Here is a 16407-nt window from a genome sequence, read left to right on the forward strand (position 1 = left end):
AGGATGCATTAAAACATTTCGACGGCCGGCATATTGACCTGGTAATAACCGATCTGAATATGCCGAAACTGGATGGATTGGGCCTTATACATTCCATTCGTCTGCAGGCCGCCTACCAACACATTCCCATTGTATTATTCGATTCGCACAGTAACAGCGACACCGACTATTTAATGAAGTCAGGCGCCAATGCTTTATTGTCGAAAGACATGATGAATGAAAAACTGGTTTCCACTGTAAAACAGATGATCGGTTAAATGAACCCGTTCGAAGCCAAATATACGTCAGAGGCCCTGGAACTGTTGGCCGACCTGGAAAAGCTGATGCTGTTGCTGGAGACGCATCCCGATGATGCTTCACTGATACAACAGGTATTTCGTAACCTGCATACGTTGAAGGGAAACAGTGCCATGATGGGATTCAGGACAATAACTGATTTTACCCATCACCTGGAAGCTATTTATGAACTGGTGCGCGCCGGTAAATTAAAAATTTCCGCCGCCATCATAAACATTACGCTGGCTTCCCTCGATCATTTATCGGGTTTATTAAATGGCGATAAACAAATTGGTGACAGCAATAAGCATTTACACGATATATTAACGAACGATATTGTAACCATCCTCGATTACTCGAATGAAGGGCAGGCGGTAAGCAAAGGCGAGCAGCTTACCATTGTAACGGATGATGCTACCATCTATAAAAGAAAACCAGCCATACCAGGTATCAGGGTGCCGGTTGAACGGTTAGATACCATGATGAGCTTGGTAACGGAATTGATCACCTTACAGGCTAAATTAAATGTTCTTACCAGCGAACACCCGCAGCCCGACCTGGTAGCAGCGGCGGAAAGTCTGGAGAAGATCTCTACCCGCATTCGCGACAATGCTTTCAGCATGTGTATGGTGCCGGTTGAAAATATGGTAACGCCGTTTCACCGCATGGTGCGCGACCTGGCTGCTGAACTGCATAAAGAAATTGATTTTGTTACGGAAGGAACCGAAACAGAGCTTGATAAAAATATAATGGAGGGGTTGCAGGACCCCCTGATGCATTTATTGCGCAACAGCATTGACCATGGCATTGAAGAACCTGCGCTTCGCCAACAAACAGGCAAACCGCGGCATGGCCGTATTGTGTTGAAAGCGTATTGCGCCGGCGCCCACGTGTACCTGGAAATACAGGACGATGGCAAAGGCATGAATATAGAAAAGATCAGAAGAACGGCTATTAAAAATGGACTGATAGATGAAAGCGATGTAATAAGCGATAAAGAATTGCAGCAACTGGTTTTTGTGCCAGGTTTTTCAACAGCCGATCAAATAACCGAAACCTCTGGTCGCGGGGTGGGGATGGATGTAGTAAAGCGCCGCATTGCCGATATCAAAGGCCGGGTTTCCATACACTCCACCGAACATGAAGGCACCACCGTTATTATTCAATTACCCATTACGTTATCGATCATCGATGGCTTGCTGGTGAAAGTGAACGGGGCCGATTATGTAATTCCCTTATCGGCTGTAGATATTTGTCACGAAGTGTCGTCGGTGCAACTCATGAACGGGTTTGCCCAGGTGATGGTGATAGATAAAGAAACTATTCCTTTCATCAATTTACAGGAAGAGCTGGTAGGAGTCTCTGCAGCCCGGCAAAGTCATGAAATTGTGATCGTACATTATGGGGAGAAAAAAATTGGATTACTGGTAGATATTATTGCCGGCAAATTTCAGGCGGTCTTAAAACCACTGGGCCGGTATTTTAATCACCTCGACATCGTTTCAGGCGCTACCATTTTGGGCGATGGCAACATTGCCCTGGTGCTGGATACCAATAAAGTAATAGTGCAGTCCCTAAACAAAAAAAGCAAAGCGATATGAACCTGATGCAACAGGCCGACTCGTATTTAACATTTACTCTCGATGCAGCGCTGTTTGCTGTAAATGTGACGCGGGTGCTGGAGATCCTGGAAATAAAACCTATTGTGAAAGTGCCCATGTCGCCATCTTTTATGCGTGGTGTCATCAACTTACGGGGCAATATACTACCAGTTATAGACGCCCGTATAAAGTTTGGTATGACCGATACGCCTTTTACCATCGACAGCTGCATTATTGTAATGGGCATTGGCGCCGGTAAAGACCCTTTGCTGGTAGGCGTGCTGGTTGATTCTGTGCGGGAGGTTATTGAGCTACGGGAGGCCGATATTCAGCCTTCAACCGGTATTGGCGCTTTTTGCAACAGTGAGCTGATAGTAGGGATGGGCAACACCGGTGATAATTTTGCCATGATCCTGGAACCTGATAAAGTTTTTGCAGCAGATGAACTGATGTTATTGGCCGCAGCCAGTTAATAGATCTTCTAACTTATTAAACAACTCCATACCCTGAGCATGAAACCCCTTACAATAAAACAACGGTTATATATTACCAGTGCGATAATGGTATTATTATCCGGCACCATCTTTTATTTCGGAAACAAAAATACCCATCAACTGAATGAATGGGTTAAAGCCGGAGTCACTTCCCATACCCGGTGCATAGAGCTTTCGGGTAAACTGGCCGCAGATGTGCAGGCGCTTGCCAACACCGAAAAAGAAATGTACCTGGTGCAGGAAAGGAATAAATTAAATAAGCTGCAGGAAAAAGGAGAGAACACAATACTGTCTATCGATCAGAATATCAGTAAAATAAAGAAGATAATGGATGAGCAGGAGAATCGTGAATTTGATATATTTCTTCAGAAATACCAATTATACCTGGAAGACTATAAACAGGTGAAACACCTGGCGGGTGAATTGAATACGGCACAAAGCAATGCTGAAGCATATGATGTTATATTAAACAAATCCACCGTTTCCCTGGAAGCTGCTACTGCCAGCTTAAACAGGTTGATACGAAGGAACAGTGAAGAACTCACCACGATAGAAGAAAATACCAATACGCTGTATACTAAAGGCCAGCGGGATATGCTGATCGTTTTCATACTTATTATTCTGGTTAAGGTCGCCATGCTATACAGCACCATTTCTTCTACTTCCCGTTCTATGGCCAAAGCCACCATGGCCATGCAAAAGCTGGCCAGGGGCGATTTCTCAAACCGCATTGTTAATTATAGAAAAGATGAGATCGGTGAATTGCTCCACCAGATAAATACAACAACCAGTAAACTGCAGGAGAGTGTAGCCATTGCAAGAAAAGTATCGGAAGGTGATCTGACAATAGATGTAAGTAAAAAGCCGGAAGGGGAACTGGAAACCGCTTTACAAAGCATGGTGCTTCGGTTGCGGGATATTGTGAATGGCATTGTTTCCGGTGCCGATACCATTTCTTCAGCCAGTCAGCAGTTAAGCGCGGCCTCGCAAATGATGAGCTCCGGCGCCACAGAACAGGCCGCTTCTGCGGAAGAAGTGGCCTCCTCTATGGAAGAAATGGCTGCCAACATTCAGCATAATAACGGCCATGCGTTTACTACAGAAAAAATGGCCGCCAAAGCGGCCACCGATATCCTGGAAAGCAACAAAGTCGTGAAAAGCACAGAAGTGTCGATGAAAGAGATCACCAGCAAGATCACCATTATTGGCGAAATAGCCCGTCAAACCAATTTGCTGGCGTTGAATGCTGCCATTGAAGCGGCCCGTGCCGGTGAGCAGGGAAAAGGGTTTGCGGTAGTGGCGGCTGAAGTTAAAAAGCTGGCAGAACGTAGCCAGGCGGCCGCCAATGAAATAAACCAGCTTTCTTCAGCAGGCATCGATATGGCCGGCCGTTCGGGTAAGTTGCTGGAAGAGGTGGCGCCTGATATTGAAAAAACATCTGTACTGGTAAAAGAGATCAGTACCTCGGGTAAAGAACAAACGATGAATGCCGAACAAATAAGCAACGCCCTGCAGGAACTGAATCACGTAATACAACAGAATGCAGCCGTATCGGAAGAAGTGGCGGCAAGCTCTGAAGAACTGATGGTGCAGGCAGAGCAATTGCGGCAGGCGGTGGACTTTTTCAAGATCGGCGAACATGCCCGGTTCAGACCCACTATACAACCGATATATAAAAAACCGGTGGGTACCAATGGCCATTCCTTTCAACATAAACCGGTAAAACAAAACGGTCACAAGGTATCCATTGCAATTAAAGGTGGCGATCATCTCGATAAGGAATACGAACAATATTATTAATACTTCCTGAACATGTTATTAACTATAAAACAAAAATTGGTTGGGTGCTTCCTGGTATTGATCTTGTTATCGGGCAGCATTTTTTACCTCGGCAATAAAAATTCTTATGACCTCAACAACTGGCTGAACACGGTGATCACTACCGATGTGAACCGGATTGTGTTGTCAGGGAAAATAGCCTCAGCCGTAGATGGTGTGGTAAAGCTGGATAAAGAAATGTGCATGAACCTGGATGATGCGAAATTACACGACCTGCACCGGGATGCGGATAAAAAGATCAGTGAAATAGATCAGTATATAAAAACGGTGAATGGTTTGCTGGATAACGAAAGCAAAACCGATCTGAACAATTTTGTGATCAAATGGAATGTATACCTCAACTATCTTAATACAATAAAACACCTGGCCGTTGATCTGAATACACCGGAAAGCAATGCCCAGGCAACGAAGCTGTCTTTGAACGAAGCGGCATCCGCTGCTTCGGAAGCAATGACAATACTGGATTCCATTGTGCTGAAAGATAAAGCACGCCTGGCCACTATTGAATTGCATACAGCAGAAATGTATGCAAACGGCCGTCGCAATATGATCATCCTGTTTGTATTGATCGTTTTGGTGGCGGTGTTGATTTCCTATATGATTATTGCCTCCATTACCCGCTCTGTAAACCAGGTAAAGAAAATTGCCAATGGTGACCTGGACGTAGATTATAACAAACACCCTGGTGATGAGCTGCAACTGGCTATTCGCAACATGGTGAATAACCTGCGTGAGATCGTATTGGGCATAATTTCCGGAGCCGATACCATTACCTCAGCTAGTCAGCAGTTAAGCGCCGCATCGCAACAAATGAGTGTAGGCGCTACCGAGCAGGCTGCCTCAGCCGAAGAAGTGGCTTCTTCCATGGAAGAAATGGCCGCCAATATTCAACAAAATAATGAGCATGCGTTTGCCACCGGTAAAATTGCCAGCAAGGTTGCTGTTGAAATAATGGAAAGCAATACTTCAGTGAACAGTACCGAAATGTCCATGAAAACCATCACGGGTAAAATAGCCATCATTGGAGAAATAGCCCGGCAAACCAATTTACTGGCCTTGAATGCAGCTATTGAAGCGGCCCGCGCGGGCGAACAGGGAAAGGGATTTGCGGTAGTGGCCTCAGAAGTAAAAAAGCTGGCCGAGCGTAGCCAGTCAGCCGCCAATGAAATAAACCAGCTCTCTTCATCTGGAATCGATATCGCCAGCAGATCAGGGAAGCTACTGTCGGCATTAGTGCCTGAAATTGAAAGAACCTCCCTACTTGTAAAGGATATCAGCACCTCAGGTAGGGAACAAACAGTAAATGCCGAACAAATCAACAGCGCCTTGCAGGAGTTGAATACTATAATACAACAGAATGCTGCCGTATCTGAAGAGGTGGCCGCCAGTTCTGAAGAGTTGATGGTACAGGCCGAACAGCTGCGGCAGGCAGTAGGTTTCTTTAAGATAGATACGTCCAAAATGCATAAACCGGTTATGGGAACTGCTATTAAAAAACAACCGCCCGTAAATGGTTCCTTTATAAAAAGTATAACAACCCAGCCAGTAAACAAAAATGGAAAACAGTGGTCTATAGATCTGTCGCGGAAGGACCAGCTGGATAATGACTACGAGCAGTATTGAGGTTTGAATACAATAAAAATGAAGCCATGACAACGCGAGATTTTAACCGGTTAAGTACTTATATAAACAATGCCTATGGCATAAAAATGCCCGAAGCAAAAAAAGTAATGCTGGAATGCCGCCTGCAAAAAAGACTGGCCGCTTTGAATATGTCTTCTTATAAAGAGTATTGTGAATATTTGTTCAGTGAACAGGGAATGACGCATGAGATGGTGCATATGGTGGATACAGTAACCACCAACAAAACAGATTTTTTCAGGGAGCCATCCCATTTTGATTTTCTGACCCAGCATGTATTACCCGAATTGTGCGAGGGTAATAATGGCTATAAAGAAATAAAAGTGTGGAGCGCCGGTTGTTCCAGTGGAGAAGAAGTGTACACCCTGGCTATGGTGTTGCATGAATTTACTGAAAAGATCAGCAGTACCGATTACCATGTAACCGGCACTGATGTATCGTTGAGTATGTTGGCAAAAGCGGTTGAAGCGGTGTATGCCGAAGATCGCATTGCAGATATTCCCATGTGGTTACGCAAGAAATACCTGTTGCGCAGCAGGGACAGGGCCAGGCAAACCATTCGTATAAATGCGGAAACCCGCGCCAGAACAGATTTTAAACGGCTTAATCTGATGGATGACACTTATGACGTACACAATAAGTTCGACGTAATTTTCTGCCGCAATGTGTTGATCTATTTTGACAAGGCCACGCAATGCGCCGTAATCAATAAGCTGGCGGAGAAATTAAGAACCGGTGGTTATTTGTTTCTGGGTCATTCAGAAACAATTTCCAACATGCAATTGTCGCTAACGCCGGTTCAACCAACGGTATTAAAAAAGCTCTCCCACCAATAACTCTTTTAAGAGCGGTGAGAGAGCCGGCCTTCGAAACAAGCATTCCCTTTTAATTTTTCAAAGGAGTACTTACACTACCAGCGGGTGTGTTAAAATCAATTTCATTCTGGGGCACACTCCAGTAATCCATATAGTTATACTCTATAAAGCACGGTGTGGGTACTGAACCCGTTTGAGGCGGTGTTAATAAGTTTCCGGGTACAATTACAATGGCATTGGCCCGGCCACCACCTTCCGAGGCTGGTTTGGTAACGCCCCAGCGGCGGGCATCATAAAAAGCGGTCCCCCACAAAAACAGCGCTACTCTTCTTTCCCTTCTGAATTCTTCAAGTGCCTGGGCGGCGTTCAACCCGGTTCCAGCCACATGCGCCAAGCCGGAATGTTGAAAGTCACGTACTGCATCAACCAATTGCAAACCAGGTTCAATACTACCGGTACGAATCAACGCTTCTGCTTTCATCAGGGCATTCTCTTCATAACTGCAAGCCCAGGGAACAAGCCCGGCATTGTTTCCCGTAGCATACAAACCACCGTCTTCTATAAAAACAGGGTTCCACCGGGTGCCGAATTGCAGGCCCCGCCCTCTTTCATTTACTTTAGGTACTGAAAAGGGTTTGAAACCGATCTTAAACCGGTTATCACCGGGTTTAAATTCCTGGATCAACCGTTCACTTACAAACGAAAATTGAACTACTTCGCCCAAATAATAATAGGGATGGAATTGTCCCAGGGACACGTCATTGGTGCCACTGGGATCCATACCAAATCTGAAAATATTATCAGTAGCCTGAATGCCCTGGTCGGCAAGGGTAATGATCTGTTGCCAGTCGGCAGCGGTCATATCGGTGACCTTTTTATTGGCCATCAGATTGCGCGCCTGTAATGAATAGATCTGCCGCTTCCACATGTCGGGCGTTACCACATCGTTTTTATCATTAAATGAGGCAACAATGCCTTTCATAATATCGGTATACTCGTCTGTTGCGGTTGTTGCGTTTAAGGTGGTAAGACAATCATTCAGGTTCTTGTTTGCTTCGGCCAGGATGGCGGTATGATCGACAAAATCGCCATTGGTTTTACCGGCCTCATTGGTGATTACACCGGCAAGGTACATAGAGCCAATGCGGGAGTAGGCATATCCCTTCCACCACAATGCCCAGGCTTTGAAAACGTTTTTCTTGTTGGCGGCATCGCCGCTCAGGTTAAGTGCCGGATTATCCAATGCAGTTAGTAACTGGTTGGCCTGGGCTATAATGTAATAACAGCTTGACCACTCATACTGAAAAGCATTCCGTTCGCCCGCATCTCTTGAATCAAACCCTTTTAACTGGGTCTTTTGATCAACCCCATTAGGATTTGTGATTACAGTACCGTTTGGCAGGGTGATCTTATATACCTGGTCAACCCAGCGAAATCCATAATTGCCATATGGGGTATACGCTTCATCGCCCAGAATACTATGGTTGTTAAGTGCTATGTGGAAAATATTGGTAAGGCCTTCATCGGGAACATTCGCCATCATTTTTTGCAGGATACCCAATGAGAAGTTCTTTAACCCAGCCTCGGTTATTAATGATTGTTCGGGTATTGGTTTATTGGGATCATTTAATTCAAGGGAAGATTTTTTACAAGCCCCTGCAATGAAAACAATTAGTATTATATATATGAGATATCGTTTCATAATAAGAAGATTGATGGTTAGAACTGAAGGTTAATGCCGAACTGGTACGAACGCAGGTTGGGAATGGCAAAATAGTCTGCTCCGATATTCGATCCGGCACCCACTGTTTTATTACCCTGGCTGTCCTGTGCCGAAGTAGCTTCCGGATCGAGCCCGGTGTAATGAGTAATAGTTAACAGGTTGCGGCCCGAAGCTGTCAACGCTATTCCTTTCACCCATGGTACGTGCAAGGCGCTGCCCAACTGATAAGTTAGGGTAAGGTCACGCATGCGCCAGAACGATCCATCTTCAACAAACCAGCCTGTTCGCTGCACACTATTGTATAAGCTGTTATAAAAATTCACAAAGGCGCCGGTTTGTCCATTGATGGTGATCGATTTGTCAAAATCCTTATGTATTCTGTCCCGGTACATCCATTGTCTTGTAAGGTTATATATTTCATTACCCTGGTACCAGTCCCACTGCATGGCGATGCTTAATCGCTGCCAAAGGGTTACTGTATTAAAGAACGACATGGTAAAATCAGGATAGGCATTACCTGTTATGTGCTGGTCGGTGGCATCGGTAAGTACGGCCCGCTTGGTAGTTTTGTTTACGACAATGCCATTAACTACCTCGTATTGGGAGGCATCTGCTTCGGGTATGTATCTCGATTTATCGGTAGGGCGGATTTGATCGATACTGCTTAATGGAGTGACCGCATAGAAATTACCGAGCGATTCGCCCTGTTTCACCACGAACAACCCGTTAACAAAATCGCGTCCGTTGGCCACCTTATCTACTTTGGTTTTGAAAGTACCAAAGCGAACGCCCAGTTGCCAGTCAACCTTTTTACTGGTGTACATACCGGCGTCGAGGCTCAGGTCAGCGCCTTTTACGGTGAGGTCGATCAGGTTGTCCCTGATCTGCTGCGCGCCGCTGCTGGGTGCCAGGTCAACATACTGGATATTATTTTTATTGCTCTTGTGCCAGTAAGTGGCCGACAAGCTGATCCTGTTCAACCATTCTTTCGATCCGGGTGTGATTATTACATCTGTACCAACTTCCAGTTCCCTTACTACCTGCACCTTCAGGTTCTTGTTACCCAGAATATTGGGCAGGTACAAGCCAACACCATCACCCAATTGTGCCGAGCTAAGTGTTGTTTGGCGCGAATAATATTCACCATCAAACTCGTTGGGCGGAATACCGGCTGCGCCGTATGCACCCCTGATCTTCCATTCAGTGAGTTTGTTTATTTTCAGTATTTCCGATGGCCTGATATAAGCCGTTCCGCGGCCAAAGGTGAATGGTTTCTTTTGATCGCCGAATTGCGAGTTGTAGTCTGAACGGAAGCCGCCTGTAATGCCAAACAAACTGCCGAAGTCGATTGTCTGGTTCACCAGGTAACCGTAAGTGATGTATTCAAAGCTGCCATCCCCGCTTGTTTTTTGGGCTGCCGATGAAATATTGGCGGGCGGGTAGGCCGGCAGGTTCAAACCCTGTGCAAAGAAAGAATTGTACTGCAGCTTGCGCCAGTCATAAGAAACCTGCGTGCTGGTAGTAATGGGCACATCTATCTTGAAGTCTTTTTTAAAATCGGTCCTTACATAAATAGAAGAGAGGGCATTTTGATAAATAGACCGGGCATGGTCGTCGCGTACGGAGCCCGCTGGCGTAGCGCCCCAGAATCCCAATGCTACCTGTGGCGCAGCTTCCTGGTTCCTGTAAAGGTCCTGGTACTCTGAATTCCATAATTCAATTCCATATTTAAAATCCAGTTCAACAAAACTCGGGAATTTATAATTCAGGTTGCTGTTGTTGATGATGCGGGTGTCTTTGCTGAAGCGGGAATGCCAGTCTTTTTCTGACAATACGTTCAGCTGGTTTTCATCTCTTGGCCGTACAACGGTTAAATCGGTACCCGGGTATTTTGACCTAAAGTCGATCCACGGATAGGAGTTGATCATTTCAAACCTGTTGTTGTTGGTGCCTTTAAAAAGCTCGTCTACATTGAACAGAATGCGTGAGCCTACATTATAGGTGCCCGACAGCAGGTTCTCATCCTGCAACACTACCTGGGTGCTATTACGGGCGGTAAATCCTTTGAACAGTTCAAACCCCAGGTTGGCGGAAAGATTGGTGCGCCGCAAGTGATTGGAAAGCACGTTTTCCTGGTCAATATGTGATAATGTAAATGAATAATCGGTCTTGTTGCCACCACCGGAAATACCTAATGAGTTGGTTGTTGAAGTGGCTGTTTTATAAGCCTGTTCAAGGTGGTTGTACAATGGCAGATTGGCCGGGTAGGTTTTATCATTTTTCAGATCGTAGTTGGTGTTGAAATCATCTTCGGCAGGTTCGGGCCACATGCCCAGGCTGTCAGGTTTCAACACATCGCCATTACGATCCAGGATATTCCCATTGGCATCTTCGGTAAAGTGGTGGTATTTGGCGCTAAGCGTTTTGTCTTTTCCCAGAATAACTTTATCAATACTTACTTTCGACATCAGGGTAATTGATATAGGTTTGTTCTTACTGCCCTTCTTGGTAAATATCTGAATAACGCCATTGGCGCCCTGTGCGCCATACAGCATGCCGGCTGAAGGTCCTTTGGCAATTTCTACGTGGTCAACATTTGAAACATCCAAACCGTTTATGTCTGTTACCTGAACCCCATCTACCAGTATTATCGGGTTTGAAGAACCGAGGGAGTTGATACCACGTAAAATGATATTCGCTTTTTGTCCCGGTTCGCCCGAATTGCTTTGTATTTGCGCACCGGCCACTTTTCCTATCAACGCCTGGTCAATGGAAAGTATAGCGGATTGCGCCATGTCTTTTTTGCCCACGCTGGCGACGTCTATAGAAAGTTTTTTCTTTTCCGTAGCCACCCCTGTACCGGTTACTACTATTTCGCTGAGCGCTTTTATTTCCGTAGATAACTGTATCTCAAAAGTACTACGGTTTCGAACACTCATTTCTGTTGGTTCATAACCAACCCCTGAAAACACCAGCGTGGCATTTTCAGGAACAGTTAATTTAAAGGTGCCATCGGCGCCTGTGGTGGTGCCTGATGACGTTCCTTTAATGATGACTGAAATACTTTGTAATGGAGTGCCGGTAGCATCAGTAATTTTTCCGCTTACCGATTTAGTTTGAGCGTATGCTGTAGTAAGCATGCACGTAAGTAGCAGTAATGCTAAGAGTTTTCTCATGGTGATCGTATGTTTGGTTAAACAATACAGTGCCCCTGGTAATGAAATGCCGCGAAATGGCTCTCTCATTACCATAATTTGGTTCCGTTTTGCGTATGTATTCAGGGCAGGATCTTGTAATGAAGTTTAGAACTGGTTGAAACTGGATACTCGTTCAGGCTAGTAAATTTTGCGTGGAGGGAGATGTCGCTCATTTATATGACAAACAGTTGTTCGCAACTGCTGCATTGGCAGTTGAATGATTACAGGGAGATTACAATGGAAGTGAAATTAAGAAGGTTGTTTTTGCTACAGGTGTTGTCGGGAAGGGATGATTAGTTTACTAAGTAATTCAATATTAATATGTTTTATGTGGATCTGTCAGCGCCTGCCAGGATACATCCGGGCAGGCTATGACAGATTTATTTATATATAACTCAACCACCACTTTGACCGGTTGGCCTGTTTATAGTTATCGTACCATTTGCAAAGCGGGTAAACGCCAACAATAATTAGAATCCATAATACATACACAAATGCAAGGCTATAACCATAGCCTTTCAACTGGGCATTCATACTAACCCAGCCCGTCAATACCATATCGCTCCATTTGAAGCCCGAGATAGTCGCCGCAATTACCGCCATAATATGGATTAAATAAATATGCAACAGGTAATAGAACATGGGTACGCGGCCGAACACCACCACTTTTTCAGACAGCCTGTTCAATGGCTTTTCTGCAAATGCGAGAAACAATAGGGCAGGTCCTAACGTCATTAAGATGTATAATAAAGATGGCGGATACTTGGTAGTATTTAAAAACGACAATACCGTAAATACCGGTGATTTTTGTGCCGACCAGGGGTGAGGATCGCCATACATATTAATAAAGCGAATGATAATGAACAGCGCGATGGCGGCCAATCCCAAACTGATCAAAGTCTTTCTTCTTTTACCGGCCTCAAAAGTAGGCAGGTACAACTGGCCAAAAGCATAACCAACGAGCATTATACCTATCCAGGGCGTAACCGGGTAACCCATCATAATGGAAAACGGCTTCATGAAAAAGAAGTGTTGTTCATGCAGCACACCCATCAGGAAGGAGGTAGTATGTGTACCGGCAGTGGCTGGCACATCCATCAGGTTATGCGCGCCAATCAAAGCCAGCCCAATAACCAGGATAGCCGTCAACGGCAAATAGATCATACCCGCCAGCACCATCATACTAACGCCCAGGGCCCAGATAACCTGCAGTATCAGCACCGGGTAGGCCGGGTTGAATGTCCAGCCAAGGGTAACTATCAATACTTCGGCAATTACCAGCCATAAACCCCGGGTAAAAAGAAAAAAGGATAATTCTTTTTTAGTTTTTTTCGTCCCATTCAAAAATGCAGAAGTGCCTGCGAGAAAAGTAAAGATGGGTGCGCAAAAATGGGTGATCCACCGGGTAAAGAACAACGGTACATCGGTTCTGGTAAGATCAGTGGGATCGTATAAAAAAGCGCTCGCATGAAAATAATCGCGCACATGATCCAACGCCATAATGATCATAACGGTACCCCGCAGCAGATCAATAGAATGAAGGCGTTTACTTTTAACCGGCATGGCTATAGCAGTTGGTTGGGTCATTTATAAAAGTTGATGTGGTTAAAGGAACAGCTTCGGGCAGCTGCCAGTGATGCTCTGTTCTGTGAAGGTAATAATTGTTAGAATAAAGTTCAGTAAAAATTATACACTTTAGAATTTTATTCTGTTTGTTTGGTGCTTTAACCCTGATATATTAGAAAAAAGCCGTTTGTATGGCTATAAAATATTTAATCTGGGTTGCAATATGCAATCCGCGGCTAAATTGTACGTTATTAAGTAATTAAATCCATACCTAGTGAGAAGAGTAGTACCCTTTTTGGCCCTGGCCCTGTGCCTGCAACAGGCTACTGCGCAGATGTCCAACCAAAGTGATACGGGCAAATTAATAGCGCAAAAGGAAAATATTATTACGTCTAATACGATCATCAAGATCGAAAATTTAGGCGAGAACATCAACTCCGATCTTCCTGAGTTACGTCCTACCGTGTCGGCAGACGGAAACCTGTTATTTTTTATTTGTGAGAACCACCCCGCCAATACCAAGTATAATTCGGTGCCTAATTCACAGGACATCTGGTATGCTGAACGGGATTCAAACGGTGTGTGGAAGGAAGCCCGCCATTTAAAATTTCCCCTGAATACATCTCAGTATAATGCGGTGTATTGGATCTCGCCCGACAAAAATCGCATTTTGATCCGCGGGGCGTTTGGTAATGGGGGTGCCTTTTTCGGAAAAGGCGTAAGTCTTTGTACCCGTCAGGCCGATGGCCGCTGGAGCGAACCGGAAATGCTGCATATTAAAAAATACGACAAATACGATCATGGCCAGGTGTCGGGAGCAACCTTGTCACCAGACATGAAAGCCTTGGTGTTATATATGTCACCCGACCCCGGCAGCCCCAATAACGACCTCTTTGTGTGCTTTCGCGAAGACGATGGCAGCTGGACGGAGCCCAAGAGCCTTGGTAAAGAAATAAATTATCCCGGTAACGAAATGACCCCCTACATTGCGGCTGATGGTGTTACCATGTATTTCAGCAGCGACAAACCCGGTGGGTTAGGCGATAATGATATTTACATGACCAAAAGGCTGGATAAAACCTGGACGAAATGGAGCACGCCGGTGAATTTAGGTTCCCCCATAAACACCGAAGGCTGGGATGCCTTTTTTACCCTGGATGCCGGTGGAGAGTATGCGTATTTGACCAGTAATAAAGACACCTATGGCGAAAGTGATATTGTGCGTGTAAAGTTGTTGGAGCGTGAAAAGCCAAACCCGGTAATACTGGTAAGCGGCAATGTGTATAACGCCAAAACAAAACAACCGCTCAGTGCATCACTTATTTATGAAACCCTGCCCGATGGGGTAGAGGCCGGAAATGGTTTATCGAGCCCAACCGATGGCGCCTTTAAAATTGTATTGCCTTACGATAAGAACTACAGCATTCGCGCCAGCGCCGATAAATTCTTTGCTATTTCCGAGAATCTGAACCTCGACTCTATGGTGAAGGCTGGTTTCCAGGAAATTCATAAAGACCTGTACCTGGTGCCCATTGAAATTGGCCAGGTGGTGCGCCTGAACAACGTGTTCTTCGACTTCGATAAATGGGACCTGCGTCCGGAATCGGATGTTGAGCTGGACCGTGTGGTTAAACTGTTGAAAGAAAACCCATCCATTGAAATAGAGTTAAGCGCGCACACGGATAGCAAGGGTTCAGACGATTATAACTTCAGGTTGTCTGACAATCGTGCCAAATCGTGCGTGCAATACATCATCTCGAAAGGTATACCTGCCAGCAGGATCACCTCGAAAGGATATGGTGAAAGCATGCCGGTGGCTACGAACGAAACCGATGAAGGCCGTCAGTTGAACCGTCGTGTAGAATTCAAGATCTTAAAGGACTAATAGGTTAATAATATGAAGTAAGGTGGGTCATACGCTAGCTGGCGAATGGCCCACCTTTCTTTTATATATTTACCCATAAATTACCTGGCATGAAAAACTTCGCTGCTCTTCTCGCTGTTAACTTACTATGCACTCATATAAGTGTTGCGCAAACGAAAAAAGCACCCCTGGAAGCTATTAAGCAGGCTGATCTGAAGCGCGACCTGTTCCGGTTGGCCGATGACCATTTCAGAGGCCGGGAAGCCGGTACGCTCGATGAGTTAAAGGCCTCAGTCTGGTTGGCAGAAGAAGCGCGTAAAGCCGGGTTGGAACCCGCTGGCGATGACGGCACCTATTTTCAGTTCTTTTCCCTGAACCGCGAACGAGTAAGTGATCGCAGCACAATAAAGATCGGCGACCGGTCATTCAATTTGTGGAAGGATGTAGTGGTATATGAACCTGTTTTTGCCACCGTAGATGCGCCGATCGTATTCATAGATAATCCCGAAACCGTTGCAGAAGAAACCATAAAAGGAAAAGTAGTGGCCCTGCAGTTTACGCCACAGGGACTAACGGACCCGCGCAAAACAATTTCCTGGCGTTACAGTGCTTTTGTGATCTCTGCCTGGGCACGCAAGCTGGCTGCTAAAGGAGTGAAAGCTATTCTATTTGTATCAGATGAGCTGGCTGAGCAGGCATTTCCACGTGCCACCCAATATTCAAATCGAGGTTCCTACCAAATAGAAGGCAGTATGTTTCTAAGCCGCCGGTTGTTAAAAGATATTCCTATCATCTGGGTTCGAAAAGAAGCGCTTGATCTGGTACGTAAACCGGGGCAACGACTGGATGCACAGATCTATTCAGAATCGTTTACTTATCCATCGGTGAATGTGGTAGCAAAAGTAAAAGGCACAGATGCGGTGCTCGCCAAAGAATATGTGTTGTTCAGCGGTCACCAGGATCATGATGGTGTACGAAATATTGAAGGGGCCGCAGATAGTATTTTTAACGGGGCCGATGACAACGCCACTGTTAGTGCGGCCCTGCTGGCTATTGGCCGTGCCTTTCATCAGCAACCAGGTAAGCGCAGCGCCTTGTTTGTATGGCATGGATCGGAAGAGCGCGGTTTGTTTGGTTCAACCTGGTTTGCCGAACATCCTACGGTGCCGCGTGAGTCGCTGGTAGCGGTGCTGAATGGCGATATGATCGGGATGAACGCACCGGACAGCGCCGCGTTGCTGGGTGTTGTTCCGCCGCATCTGAATTCATCGGACCTGGTGAAAATAGCCCTTCAGGAGAATGCAAAAGGACCGAAGTTCAAGCTCGATACTGCATGGGATAAAGTTACGCATCATGAGCTCTGGTATTTCCGCAGCGATCATTTGCCGTAT

Annotated in this window: 11 protein-coding genes; 8 read left to right on the top strand and 3 right to left on the bottom strand. The window is 45.6% G+C overall.

From position 1 onward, the window contains the following. The 6 genes from ACJ751_RS19260 to ACJ751_RS19285 all read left to right on the top strand — a co-directional run. On the top strand, positions 1-257 hold a 257-nt coding region (locus ACJ751_RS19260), incomplete at its 5' end, for a response regulator (RefSeq protein WP_407747148.1). Next, entirely contained in the window at positions 258-1877 is a 1620-nt protein-coding gene (locus ACJ751_RS19265) for a chemotaxis protein CheA (protein ID WP_407747149.1), read from the top strand. Further along, positions 1874-2350: a chemotaxis protein CheW gene (locus ACJ751_RS19270; protein WP_407747150.1), complete on the top strand. Its 477-nt coding sequence runs from the start codon at positions 1874-1876 to the stop codon at positions 2348-2350. Before ACJ751_RS19265 ends, ACJ751_RS19270 begins: the two co-directional genes overlap by 4 nt. A 39-nt stretch (positions 2351-2389) precedes the next feature. After that, a complete protein-coding gene (locus tag ACJ751_RS19275) occupies positions 2390-4171 on the top strand; it encodes a methyl-accepting chemotaxis protein (RefSeq protein WP_407747151.1) in 1782 nt (593 codons plus the stop codon). Positions 4172-4183: 12 nt separating this feature from the next. Next, positions 4184-5833 (top strand): methyl-accepting chemotaxis protein, encoded by a 1650-nt coding sequence (locus ACJ751_RS19280; protein WP_407747152.1) that lies wholly within the window; start codon positions 4184-4186, stop codon positions 5831-5833. A gap of 26 nt (positions 5834-5859) precedes the next feature. Next, positions 5860-6687, top strand: a complete 828-nt coding sequence (locus ACJ751_RS19285; RefSeq protein WP_407747153.1) for a CheR family methyltransferase — start codon at positions 5860-5862, stop codon at positions 6685-6687. A gap of 49 nt (positions 6688-6736) precedes the next feature. Here ACJ751_RS19285 and ACJ751_RS19290 read toward each other — a convergent pair whose 3' ends face one another. The 3 genes from ACJ751_RS19290 to ACJ751_RS19300 all read right to left on the bottom strand — a co-directional run bounded on the left by ACJ751_RS19290 (position 6737) and on the right by ACJ751_RS19300 (position 13173). Further along, positions 6737-8368 carry a hypothetical protein gene (locus ACJ751_RS19290; RefSeq protein WP_407747154.1) on the bottom strand — a complete coding sequence of 544 codons (1632 nt, stop codon included), beginning with the start codon at positions 8366-8368 and terminating at the stop codon, positions 6737-6739. Positions 8369-8385: 17 nt separating this feature from the next. Continuing rightward, on the bottom strand, positions 8386-11565 hold the full coding sequence (locus ACJ751_RS19295) for a SusC/RagA family TonB-linked outer membrane protein (RefSeq protein WP_407747155.1): 3180 nt from the start codon (positions 11563-11565) through the stop codon (positions 8386-8388). Between the two features lie 405 nt (positions 11566-11970). Further along, the gene (locus ACJ751_RS19300; RefSeq protein ID WP_407747156.1) at positions 11971-13173 is read right to left on the bottom strand and encodes a DUF1624 domain-containing protein; all 1203 of its coding nucleotides are present in this window, start codon (positions 13171-13173) and stop codon (positions 11971-11973) included. Positions 13174-13426: 253 nt separating this feature from the next. On the opposite strand from ACJ751_RS19300, the gene ACJ751_RS19305 reads away from it, so the two are divergent. Both ACJ751_RS19305 and ACJ751_RS19310 read left to right on the top strand, forming a co-directional pair. Further along, on the top strand, positions 13427-15037 hold the full coding sequence (locus ACJ751_RS19305; RefSeq protein WP_407747157.1) for an OmpA family protein: 1611 nt from the start codon (positions 13427-13429) through the stop codon (positions 15035-15037). 89 nt (positions 15038-15126) lie between these two features. After that, the coding region (locus tag ACJ751_RS19310; protein WP_407747158.1) for a M28 family metallopeptidase at positions 15127-16407 on the top strand (1281 nt) is incomplete at its 3' end.

It is taken from the genome of Niastella sp. (genome assembly GCF_045805085.1).
Classification (GTDB): domain Bacteria; phylum Bacteroidota; class Bacteroidia; order Chitinophagales; family Chitinophagaceae; genus Niastella.

Bases quoted from the DNA above. Each gene is read 5' to 3' on its own strand.
- ACJ751_RS19300 (WP_407747156.1), bottom strand. From the start codon at position 13,173: ATGACCCAACCAACTGCTATAGCCATGCCGGTTAAAAGTAAACGCCTT.
- ACJ751_RS19265 (WP_407747149.1), top strand. From the start codon at position 258: ATGAACCCGTTCGAAGCCAAATATACGTCAGAGGCCCTGGAACTGTTG.
- ACJ751_RS19285 (WP_407747153.1), top strand. From the start codon at position 5,860: ATGACAACGCGAGATTTTAACCGGTTAAGTACTTATATAAACAATGCC.
- ACJ751_RS19290 (WP_407747154.1), bottom strand. From the start codon at position 8,368: ATGAAACGATATCTCATATATATAATACTAATTGTTTTCATTGCAGGG.
- ACJ751_RS19275 (WP_407747151.1), top strand. From the start codon at position 2,390: ATGAAACCCCTTACAATAAAACAACGGTTATATATTACCAGTGCGATA.
- ACJ751_RS19280 (WP_407747152.1), top strand. From the start codon at position 4,184: ATGTTATTAACTATAAAACAAAAATTGGTTGGGTGCTTCCTGGTATTG.
- ACJ751_RS19270 (WP_407747150.1), top strand. From the start codon at position 1,874: ATGAACCTGATGCAACAGGCCGACTCGTATTTAACATTTACTCTCGAT.
- ACJ751_RS19295 (WP_407747155.1), bottom strand. From the start codon at position 11,565: ATGAGAAAACTCTTAGCATTACTGCTACTTACGTGCATGCTTACTACA.